The organism is Cupriavidus sp. 05N38, assembly GCF_056397345.1.
Genome location: NZ_JBFTNF010000047.1, coordinates 80,124 through 91,288, shown reverse-complemented (window position 1 = coordinate 91,288; position 11,165 = coordinate 80,124). Strand labels below are relative to the sequence as shown.

Here is an 11,165-nt window from a genome sequence, read left to right as displayed (position 1 = left end):
CAAGATGACGACCTCGCTCGCACGTGAAAACCAAACGTTGGGCATCGAGGACTTGTCTGTGCAGGGAATGACTGCAAGCGCCAAGGGGAGTGTCGACAAACCAGGAAGAAATGTCCGTCAAAAGGCTGGCCTGAACCGCGCCATTCTCGACGTGGCATTTGGGGAGATTCGTCGCCAGATCGAATACAAGAGCGCTTGGTATGGGACAACACTAGTGACGGCGGATCGCTTCTTTCCTAGCTCAAAGCGCTGCTCATGCTGCGGCGAGGTAAATTCGGCTTTGACGTTAAAGGATCGAGAGTGGACTTGCGTAAGCTGTGAAACGCGCCATGACAGGGACTTTAACGCGAGCGTAAACCTTGAACAAATGATTTCACTACCCGGGGCTATCGGGAAAGTTAAGCCTGTCAGATACGAGCCTGGTCAGTCAGGGGGTTCGGGGCAGGAACCGGACGCGCACATTTGTGCACGTTTTGGATAGCAGCTATTGGCGACTTCTGCGCGATGAATCCGTGGTGGGCATTTTGATAGACAACACAGATCAATCGATCGAAAAATACAAATTAACGAATGAATCGGGGGACCTTATACTCCGCTCAACAACAAGGACGATAGGTGGAGACAACCATGCAAAAGACAGCCAGATTCGTTTCGCTTGCCTTGCTAATCGCTTCCGGCCTCGGAATGCATGGGGTGGCATTGGCGGCTGAAGGCTATCCGTCCAAACCGATTCACTTTATTGTGCCGTACCCGCCTGGCGGGCCGACGGACCTGATGGCGCGGCTGCTGCAAGCCAGCATGCAGTTGCGGCTTGGGGTGCCGGTAGTTGTGGAAAGCCGCCCCGGGGCTGGGGGAAATATCGGTACGAGCGCGGTGGCAAAGGCCGCACCGGATGGCTATACGATCCTGCTTGCCGCAAGTGGCCCGATGGCGGTCAACCCGACGCTGTACAAGCAACTTTCGTACAACCCGCTGACTGAACTGGCTCCGGTCATACAGATTTCCGCGTTTCCGCTGGTGCTGGAAGTGAATCCTGGTACTTCAGTCAAGGATGTGAAATCGTTCATTGCCGCGACCAGAAACAAGCCAGGCGAGTATAGCTTCGCCTCGGCCGGCAACGGCACGCCGCAGCATCTTGCCGGGGAACTGTTCAATACCGCTGTGGGCACGAAGATGCAACACGTGGCATACAAGGGGGCAGGTCCTGCGCTGAACGACGTCCTGGGTGGTCAGGTACCGGTCATGTTCGATATCCTCGCCAGTTCGCTGACCTATATCAAGGCGAGCAAACTGCGTCCACTTGCTGTCACCACCAAAACCCGTTCGCCGGCATTGCCGGATGTGCCGACGCTTGCGGAATCAGGCCTTCCAGGCTTCGAGTTCGTCGCGTGGCACGGTATTGCGGCCCCGGCGGGAACACCGCAAGCTATCGTGCTCAAGCTCAACGGCGTGATCAATGAAATCTTCAAGGATGCGGAGTTCCGCGCGCGCTGGGAGGCGATTGGCACGCCGGTGGTCGGCGGCACGTCTGAGGCATTCGGCGCGCTGATCCGCAGCGAGACTACGCGACTTGGGAAGATTGTGCGGGATACCGGTGCCACCGTGGACTGATATGTATTGACCGTGTCAAGTGCTCGTTTTCGTGTTCATCTGTTGGGTTGAAGTCCATATACGCCGTACGCGTTCATGATAAGCACGGATTTTTCCCCGTGCGAGCGTAAAGAGCGTCTTGAGCCCCAGCCACGGGTTCCGCACGCATCGATATACCTGCTCGCTACGCCCGGCGCCTGACACACACCATGTACAGAAGTGCTCGCAGTTGTTGGTCAGGACCTGATACCTGTCTTCGCCCAGGCGGGACCTAGCTCTTTCCACCACTTCCGTTCCGGCGTAAATGGCATCGGGATCAGCCTGAATGCTGACGCCCTTTCCTGCCGCAAAGCCACGCAACCGGATGTATTCGATGGGACGGCGCTTGGCGGAACGGTCAAAGCCGCCATAGTGAATGACTTGTCCTTCTCCCGCATAAATGCCGTGGTGGGTGTAGCCATCGCGCTCGGTAATCAGATGGGCACCGATTTCGATATGGTGGTCCGCGCTGGCCCACGCTGGCGACGCTGTGAACTGATCAAAATACAGAGTTTCCATGACGAGCGGCTAATAGCTTGAATGCAATGAATTCCGTATCACTAGCGGACCTCATGGATAAACCCACCGACGCGCTGGTCACCGTTGCCTGACTGAAGACAATGGGATCCCGCCGGGGAGGGTCCTCCTCGGGAAAAGACTTCACTGCGTAACTTCGGATTTGCTCCCCGGCGTGGTGCGGTCGCACTGCGAGATTGCACCGGCCATGAGCCAAGGGTAGGCGTCGTGTGCCACGAAGCCCATTCTACGGACGGCTGCTGCTGCCCCTACATAGGCGTCGCCCCCTCATACTCGGGTATATCCACGGCGATACTATGAGCATCGTCGCACGGCCAACGAGCCCGCATGGCGATGCGACGCCCATCGAGAATGAATGATTTTCGCTTTTTTTGGGATTTTTCAGGTGAGCTATCCGTCTCCTGGGGCGACCTGGTGGTTCGGCGGCTTCCGCGGAGGGCGCCACTATTTGGCCCGTTCTGATCATCTAAACTACCTACGGTGATTAGCGGGCGCTGCCCGGAATGGTGCCGGCCGGCAAAAGGAGGCAAGATGAGTTCGTCGTCGCATTCGACATCGGCCCAAAAACCAAACGACCGCAAGGAGCCCGTGGTCTATGTGGTCGACGACGACGAGTCGATGCGGCTCGCCCTGTGCGGTCTGCTGCACTCGGTCGGGCTACGGGTAGAGACCTTTGAATCGTCTCAAGACTTCCTGGTTTTCCCGAAATACGACGCGCCCAGTTGCCTGATTCTTGACGTCAGGCTGCGGGGCGAAAGCGGCCTTGCCTTCCAAGAACAGATCGCGAAGAGCGGCGTGCACATGCCGATCGTATTCATGACCGGGCATGGCGACATCGCGATGTCGGTCAAGGCCATGAAAGCGGGCGCCGTCGATTTCTTCGCAAAGCCGTTTCGCGACCAGGACATGCTCGACGCCGTTGCAAATGCGCTGACGCGCGATGGTGAGCGTCTTGCGGCCGAACAGTCGATTGCGGCGCTGCGTGCCGCCTTGCATTTGCTGACGCCGCGTGAACGCGAGGTCATGGGATTTGTCGTAGCCGGCCTGATGAACAAGCAAATCGCCGCCGAGCTGAATCTCAGCGAGATTACCGTGAAAATCCACCGTGGGCAGGTAATGAAAAAGATGGCGGCGCGATCCGTTGCGGACCTTGTCAGGATGTCCGAATCGCTGGGCGTCAATCCGCAGCCGAAGAAGCCATCTTGAGTCTGGCGCCAGCGGAAAGCGGCGATCCCGCCGGTCGTTGTCCGCTATGGCCGGTCCAGCGCGGTGCTGAGCCAATGCGCAATGGCGTCGGCATCAATCGGCTTATCCAGAACAGCCAGCGCGCCGTTCGCCACGGCCCTGGCCTTCAGGTCGTCCCCCGGGAATGCCGTTATGAAGATGGTCGGCGGCGCGTATCCGAGCGCAAGGATGCGGTCGTGCATCGCGATGCCCGACATGCCGGGCATCATCACGTCGGAGATCAGGAATGAGGTCTCGGCGATGTGGCCGGACGCCAGAAACTCCTCCGCGGACGCGAACAGCCGTGCAGGCCTGCCGAGCGAGCGTACCAGGCTCGCCGTCGCGAGGCGGACGGACTCATCGTCGTCCACAATCGAAACTGTTTGAGCGGAACACAAAAGACCGGCCCTCGACGTTCGGGAATTGCGTGCCACGCAGCCAACGCTCCTCTCATGACCCAGAGGGTACCGGCGTAGCACTACGATACCAAGCATAATTCCCATGACAGCGCCTGGGAATCATACGAACGTATAGGACACCTCAGTCCACGATCAGGAAGAGTCCTGCGCAATGGATGCTGCACTTCCGGCCTCCACTCTCACGCTGCGTTATACCCGAGTATGAGCGCTCGACGCCTACGTAGGATCAACGCCACCGCTCCGTAGAATGGTTTTGCGGCGCCCGCCAGCTACCCTTTGCTCTAGGGCAATGCGATCGCGCAGTGCGTTCGCAAGCGTCCTGAGCAAGCGTGGGAGTCAGCAATGGACCAATCGGATATTTCGCAGCGTGGCTTTCGCGTTGGCTTGCCCACTCCCGCTGACGACTTGTCAGCATGCTTCGCGACAAGCTACACGGGAATCATCGCGTTCATGGCCGTCGCGACGGAGGGAAGCTTCGTCAAGGCCGGTGAACGATTAGGGGTCGGCCGCTCGGCGGTCTGCCGGAACGTGCAGAAGCTTGAAATGCAGCTGAGCACCCGGCTGTTCCTGCGCACCACGCGGTCAACACACTTGACGCGGGAGGGCGAGAGGTTCTTCGAGAACTGCAACCGCGGCGTGGCCCATATTGTCGAGGCGATGAATGACATGCTGGAGCTTCGCCAGGGACCGCCGCGCGGCTTGCTGCGCATCAGCGTGCCCGTCGACTTTGGACGCAAGGTGGTTGCGCCGCTGCTCTCCAGGTTTGCCGAGCTTTACCCCGATATCGCGGTCGACCTGATGCTGGATGACCGGCCAGCGGATTTCGCCGCCGAACAGATCGATGTCGCGTTCCGCAATGGCCGCATCGAGGATGCCAGCATCATCGCAAAGCAACTGACCCCGATGCAGACGGTGCTTTGCGCGTCCCGATCCTATGCCGCAAAGCGGGGGCTGCCCGCCACGCTGGATGCACTGAGCCAGCACGACTGTATCAACTTCCGATTTCCCGGCGGCCGTATCTGCGAGTGGGAGTTCAAAGTTGACGGCCAGCGGCGCAGGTATCTTCCGACCGCCCGGCTGACGTTCAATGACGAGGATCTTGTCTTGCGGGCAGCTCTTGACGGCCGCGGCATCGCCCAGATGGCGGGATACCAGGTACGTGAGCACCTTGCGCGCGACGCGCTTGTCATGGCCTTGGCGCCGCATATGCCGGACGACCGGGGCCACTATATCTGCTACCTCTGCCGGCAGCATTTGCCGAGGCGCATCCGCGTCTTCATCGACTTCATGACCGAACAGGTCCGCGCACTCGATCTGGCCTACCGGGACGGCATCTATGCAGGTGTCGCCAACAGCCCGCCTGAGAAGTTGGCTGCATAAGTGGGGTTCGCCACCAAAGCTGTCCTTCCCGCCCCGCAGCTGTCCCGGCAGACAGATCGGGCCGAGTCCGCCAGGGATAAATCATCACAAAGTGCCTGTTGCGCCACGAACGGGGCGGCGGCGAAATCTGTTACCTGGCCACTGGCTAAAGCGAGCCGCTGCTCTCCCATCCCGCCCATCCCTGCCCTCCCTTCCATCCCTTCCATCCCTTCCATCACGACCGGCGGCGACGCGGTCACCACCGTGTATTCTGTAGGCTTGTCGCCTTTGTGGCGTTGGCTTCTGGCGTGTACCCTGCCCCGGCTGAATCGGACTCATGTCGCCATTCCATTGCAGGTCGGGTGGCAGCCTGATGGCAGCGTGCGGCGGATGGAGAGCTGCATATGGTTCCGGAACCGATGGGTAGCGCCCCTCAGGTCTTGTGGGACGATGGGGAGCGCGTTTTCTGTCGCGTGCGGCGGCCCGGCAACGGCGGCGACCAGGACGTGCTGCTCGCTCGGCCCGCGGCTGAACATCCCCTGCCGGCCAGCCTGGATCGCCTCGCTCACGAGTTCGGCCTGAAGGAGGAGCTCGATGGCAGCTGGGCGGTGCGCCCGCTGGGGTTGGCACGCGAGGCAGGCCGGACCCTGCTGGTGCTGGAGGACCCAGGCGGCGAGCCGCTTTCGCGTCTGCTCGGCGCCCCCATGGAGGTGAGCGAGTTCCTGCGGCTCGCGGTCTGTATCGCTGCGGCGCTGGGCAAGTTGCACCGGCGCGGCCTGGTCCATAAGGATCTAAAACCCACCCATATCCTGGTGAACTGTGCCAACGGCCAGGTGCGCCTTACGGGGTTCGGCCTCACATCGCGGCTGCCGCGCGAGCGTCAGCCGCCCGGGCCGCCAGAGACCATTGCCGGCACGCTTGCCTACATGGCGCCCGAGCAGACCGGACGGATGAATCGCTCGATCGATTCGCGCAGCGACCTCTATGCGCTTGGCGTCACGCTCTACGAGATGCTGACCGGTACGCTGCCGTTTGCGGCCGCCGATCCCATGGAGTGGGTGCATTGTCATATCGCCCGCATGCCGACGCCACCCTGCGCGCGGGAGGCAACCGTCCCGGCTATGGTCTCGCACATCGTGATGAAGCTCCTCGCCAAGACGGCCGAAGAGCGCTACCAGACGGCCGCAGGTGTCGAGCATGATCTGCAGCGCTGCTTGGACGACTGGCACCGGCAGCGCCGCATCGATGACTTTCCCCTGGACGAACACGGCACGCCCGACCGCTTGCTCATTCCCGAGAAGCTGTACGGGCGTGAACGAGAGGTCCACACGCTGGTGGCCGCATTCGAGCGCACAATCAGTAAAGGCGCCCCGGAACTGGTGCTGGTCTCGGGCTATTCCGGCATCGGCAAATCGTCGGTCGTCAACGAGTTGCACAAGGTGTTGGTGCCGCCGCGCGGGTTGTTTGCGTCCGGAAAATTCGACCAGTACAAGCGCGACATCCCCTATTCGACGCTGGTGCAGGCGTTCCAAAATCTAGTGCGGCCGCTGCTTGGCAAACGCGACACGGAGCTGGCGAGTTGGCGCGCCGAGTTGCTCGAAGCGCTGGACCCAAATGCCCGGCTCATGACCGACCTGATCCCGGAGCTGAAGCTCATCATCGGTGAGCCGCCACCGGTCACGGTACTCGAGCCGCAACAGGCGCAACGCCGCTTCCTGCTCGTGTTCCGGCGCTTTATCAGTGTGTTTGCACGGCCGGAACATCCGCTCGCCTTATTTCTTGACGATCTTCAGTGGCTCGATGCCGCGACGCTCGACCTGCTCGAAGACCTGCTGACCGGATCGGACCTGCAGCACCTGATGCTGATCGGCGCCTACCGCGACAACGAGGTGGACGCAACGCATCCACTGATGGTCAAGCTCCAGGAGATCCGCAACGCGGGGGTCAAGATCGATGAAATCACGCTGGCGCCGCTCGCCAGCGAGCACGTCAGGCAGTTGATCGCGGAGGCGCTGCGATGCGAGCCAAAGCGCATCGAGCCATTGGCGCACCTGGTGCATGACAAGACCGGCGGCAACCCGTTCTTCGTGATCCAGTTCCTGCACGCCCTTGTTGACGAGGATCTGCTCGCCCTCGATCATGGGGCGAGGCATTGGCACTGGGATCCAGACCGCATCCATGCCAAGGGCTACACCGATAATGTTGTGGACCTGATGGCCGGCAAGCTGACCCGCCTGCCGGCGGGGACTCTGCACGCGTTGCAGCAGCTTGCCTGCCTCGGGAACGTCGCCGAGGTCGCCGCGCTGTCTACCGTTCTCGGGCGACCGCCGGCGCAGGTCCACGCGGCGCTGTGGGAGGCGACCCGCCAGCAGCTAGTCGAGCGACAGGACACTTGCTACGCCTTTGTCCACGATAGGGTCCATGAAGCTGCATATTCACTGATCCCTGAAACCTCGCGCACCGAGGCCCATCTGCGCATCGGGCGCCTGCTCGCCGCGCAGACCCCCCCGGAGAATCGAGAGGAGGAAATTTTCGAGATCGTTGGCCAACTCAATCGCGGCGCCGCTCTGATCACCGCGCAGCATGAACGGGAGCAACTGGCGGAGTTCAACCTCCTCGCCGGCCAGCGTGCCAAGGCATCCACTGCCTATGCATCGGCTCTCACCTATCTGGTGAGCGGTGCGGAACTGCTGGACGGCGATTGCTGGCCGCGCAGGCACGGCCTGATGTTTGCGCTGGAGCTGAACCGGGCCGAATGCGAATTCCTGACGGGGCAGTTGTCCGTGGCAGATGAGCGCCTGGCGGCGCTGTCAGCGCGCGCCACAACCACGGTCGAGAAAGCCTTGGTCACATGCCTGCAACTGGATGTCTACTTGGTCCTGGATCGCAGCGACCGCGCGGTCGCGGTTTGTCTGGCCTACCTGCAGCATGTCGGCATCCAGTGGTCACCCCATCCGGACGATGCGGACGTGCGGAGCGAATACGATCGCATCTGGTCGCAGTTGGGTGATCGAACCATCGAGGAACTGGTCGATTTGCCGCTGATGGAGGACGCGGCCACCCTTGGGACCGTCGAGGCACTGAGCAAGCTATTCGCGCCGGCCTTGCAGACCGATGCAAACCTGGCTTGCCTGACGATTTGCAAGGCGGTCAGCCTCAGCCTTGAGTATGGCAACTGCGATGCCTCTTGCGTGCTTTACGCCAACGTCTGCCGGGTCGCGGGGCGGCGTTTCGGCGACTATCAGGCCGGATACCGGTTCGGCCTGCTCGGGTGCGAGCTCGTCGGCCGGCGCGGACTCAAGCGCTTTGAGGCCAAGACTTATCTGTGCTTCTCGATTTTTGTCGTGCGCTGGCTGAAACCCGTGCGGACCTGCCGGGAACTGTTGCGTCGCGCCTTTACCGCGGCGAACCGGATCGGAGACCTGCCGTATGGTGCCTACGCCGGCAATAGCCTCAACTCCGACCTGCTGTTTGGTGGCGAGTCGCTGGCCGAGGTACAGCGCGAAGCAGAACAGGGTCTTGCCTACGCCAAGAAGGTGCGTTTCGGCCTTGTCATCGACTTCATCACCACGCAGCTCGCGCTCATCCGAATGCTACGCGGCCTGACACCGAGGTTCGGGTGCTTTGATGACGGACAGTTCGCAGAGCTTGACACCGAAGCCCATCTGGCGAGCTGCCCTGACCTGGCGTTGGCCGAGTGCTGGTACTGGATCCGGAAACTGCAGTCGTACTATCTCGCCGGCGACTATGCGGCAGCCCTGGCAGCCGCAGCGAAGGCGCAACCGCTGCTCTGGACCTCCACGTCGTTCTTTGAGGAAGCCGAGTATCATTTTTACAGCGCGTTGGCTCACGCCACCCGGTGTGACTTCGCGCCCGCCAGCGAGYGGGCGCAGCATTTGGATGCGATGACTGCGCACCACCACCAGATCGAGGTCTGGGCGCAACACTGTCCGGACAACTTCGCGGACCGCGCCATGCTCGTCGGTGCCGAGATCGCCCGCGTCCAAGGCAACGTGGTAGATGCCGAACAGCGCTACGAGCAGGCCATCCGCGCAGCGCAGGACAGCGGCTTTGTCCACATTGAGGCGCTCGCCAACGAACTCGCGTCCCGCTTCTATTCAGCACGTAGTCTCGCGAAGATCGCCCGTGTGTATCTGCAGGACGCCCGCTACGGCTACTTGCGGTGGGGCGCCGAAGGGAAGGTGCGGCAACTCGAGGAGAGCTATCCGTTCCTGAGGACGGAAGAGACCGCRCCCGGCCCGACGAGCACGATCGCCACGCCGGTCGAGCACCTGGACCTCGCCACCGTGCTCAAGGTATCGCAGGCCGCCTCGGGCGACATCGTGCTGGACAAGCTCATCGCCATGGTCATGCGCACGGCTATCGAGCAGGCCGGCGCGGAATGCGGCCTACTGATCCTGGCGGACGGCGCCGAGCAGCGGATCGCAGCGCAGGCAACGACCGGCGGCGATGCCATCGATCTGCAGCTACGCGATGAGCCGGTAAGCGCGCAGATGCTGCCTGAGTCGATTCTCTACCACGTTCTGCGTACCCGGGAGAGTGTCGTTCTCGACGATGCCGCGTCCGAGCCTTCTTTTGCTGCAGATCCCTACATCCGTCAGCGCCGCGCCCGATCCATTCTGTGCATGCCCATGATCAACCAGGCAAAGCTCACGGGCGCGCTTTACCTCGAGAACAACCTGACGGCCTGCGCGTTCAGCCCGACCCGGATTGCCGTGCTGAAGCTGGTGGCTTCGCAGGCCGCAAGCTCGCTGGAGAATGCCCGCCTGTACCGTGACCTCGCGGAGCGGGAGGGCAAGATCCGGCGCCTCGTCGATGCCAACATCATCGGGATCATTGTCTGGAATGCCGGCGGTGACATCATCGAAGCCAACGACGCATTCCTTCGCATGGTGGGATACGAGCGGGAGGATCTGGTTTCGGGTCGCGTGCGCTGGATAGACCTGACGCCCCCGGAATCGCGCCAGGACAGCGAACAGGCCCTGGCGCAGGCGGTGCAGACGGGCCGCGCCCAACCCTTCGAGAAGGAGTACATCAGGAAGGACGGCAGCCGCGTACCCGTCATCGTCGGTCTGGCGACGTTCGCCGACAGCCGAAAGGAAGGAGTCGCGTTCGTCCTCGACCTGACCGAGCGCAAGCAGGCGGAAGAACGGGTCCGCGAGAGCGAGCGGCGCTATCGCGACGTGCAGACGGAGCTCGCGCACGCTACCCGCCTCGCCACCATGGGGCAGCTCACGGCCTCGATCGCGCACGAAGTCAACCAACCGATCGCTGCGACGGTAACCAATGCCCAGGCCGCGCTGCGCTGGCTGAGCGCCCGGCCGCCCGACATCGACGAGGTCGGACAGGTGCTTGGGCGGATCATCAAGGATGCCAATCGGGCCGCTGATGTGCTGCACCGTATCCGCGAGCTGGTCAGGAAGGCGCCACCGCGCAAGGAGCCGGTGGACATTAACGAGGCGATCCGCGAGGTGATCGAGCTGACCCGGGGAGAGACCGCCAAGAGCGGTGCCTCGGTCCGGACGCAACTCTCGGACGGCTTGCCAGATATCGAAGGCGACCGCGTCGCGCTGCAGCAAGTGCTGCTGAACCTCATCATCAACGCGCTCGAGGCGATGCGCGAAGTCAGCGACGGCACGCGGCAATTACTTATCAGCTCAGGGGTTGCGGAACCCGGGTGCGTGCTCGTCACCGTGCGTGATTCGGGGCCTGGCTTTGCTCCGCAGAGTGCCGATCACGCCTTCGTGCCCTTTTATACAACCAAGCCCACCGGTCTTGGAATGGGGCTGTCGATCTGCCGTTCGATCATCGATGCGCATGGCGGTCGTCTGTCGGTCAGCGCCAACCTGCCGCGCGGCGCGATCGTTCAGTTCACCGTGCCCGCCTATCGGTCCGATCCGTCCTGATTGCCGCGCAGTGCGAGGGCCAGAAGTGCCGCAGAGGTGCCCGTTTCGACACTGTTCGGGCCGTCTAATG

7 protein-coding genes are annotated in these 11,165 nt (G+C 62.1%); 5 read left to right on the top strand and 2 right to left on the bottom strand.

Annotated elements, in window-relative coordinates; genetic code table 11:
- Together AC1DK4_RS28275 and AC1DK4_RS28270 are read left to right on the top strand one after the other, a co-directional pair.
- Positions 1-481: RNA-guided endonuclease InsQ/TnpB family protein (locus AC1DK4_RS28275; protein ID WP_477131914.1), on the top strand; the 481-nt coding region annotated here is incomplete at its 5' end.
- 146 nt (positions 482-627) lie between these two features.
- Positions 628-1,611, top strand: a complete 984-nt coding sequence (locus AC1DK4_RS28270) for a Bug family tripartite tricarboxylate transporter substrate binding protein (protein WP_441620349.1) — start codon at positions 628-630, stop codon at positions 1,609-1,611.
- 15 nt (positions 1,612-1,626) lie between these two features.
- Here the strand turns inward: AC1DK4_RS28270 and AC1DK4_RS28265 are convergent, their stop codons facing one another.
- A complete protein-coding gene (locus AC1DK4_RS28265) occupies positions 1,627-2,148 on the bottom strand; it encodes a lecithin retinol acyltransferase family protein (RefSeq protein ID WP_441620351.1) in 522 nt (173 codons plus the stop codon).
- A 549-nt stretch (positions 2,149-2,697) separates the two neighbouring features.
- On the opposite strand from AC1DK4_RS28265, the gene AC1DK4_RS28260 reads away from it, so the two are divergent.
- Positions 2,698-3,372 (top strand): response regulator transcription factor, encoded by a 675-nt coding sequence (locus AC1DK4_RS28260; protein ID WP_441620353.1) that lies wholly within the window; start codon positions 2,698-2,700, stop codon positions 3,370-3,372.
- A 44-nt stretch (positions 3,373-3,416) separates the two neighbouring features.
- Here the strand turns inward: AC1DK4_RS28260 and AC1DK4_RS28255 are convergent, their stop codons facing one another.
- Positions 3,417-3,761, bottom strand: a complete 345-nt coding sequence (locus tag AC1DK4_RS28255) for a response regulator transcription factor (protein WP_441620355.1) — start codon at positions 3,759-3,761, stop codon at positions 3,417-3,419.
- A 390-nt stretch (positions 3,762-4,151) separates the two neighbouring features.
- Between AC1DK4_RS28255 and AC1DK4_RS28250 the strand changes: the two genes are divergently transcribed.
- Together AC1DK4_RS28250 and AC1DK4_RS28245 are read left to right on the top strand one after the other, a co-directional pair.
- Positions 4,152-5,189, top strand: a complete 1,038-nt coding sequence (locus tag AC1DK4_RS28250) for a LysR family transcriptional regulator (RefSeq protein ID WP_441620357.1) — start codon at positions 4,152-4,154, stop codon at positions 5,187-5,189.
- A gap of 383 nt (positions 5,190-5,572) precedes the next feature.
- Entirely contained in the window at positions 5,573-11,095 is a 5,523-nt protein-coding gene (locus AC1DK4_RS28245) for a trifunctional serine/threonine-protein kinase/ATP-binding protein/sensor histidine kinase (RefSeq protein ID WP_477131913.1), read from the top strand.
- The last annotated feature ends 70 nt before the right edge of the window (positions 11,096-11,165 follow it).

Bases quoted from the DNA above. Each gene is read 5' to 3' on its own strand.
- AC1DK4_RS28270 (WP_441620349.1), top strand. From the start codon at position 628: ATGCAAAAGACAGCCAGATTCGTTTCGCTTGCCTTGCTAATCGCTTCC.
- AC1DK4_RS28265 (WP_441620351.1), bottom strand. From the start codon at position 2,148: ATGGAAACTCTGTATTTTGATCAGTTCACAGCGTCGCCAGCGTGGGCC.
- AC1DK4_RS28260 (WP_441620353.1), top strand. From the start codon at position 2,698: ATGAGTTCGTCGTCGCATTCGACATCGGCCCAAAAACCAAACGACCGC.
- AC1DK4_RS28250 (WP_441620357.1), top strand. From the start codon at position 4,152: ATGGACCAATCGGATATTTCGCAGCGTGGCTTTCGCGTTGGCTTGCCC.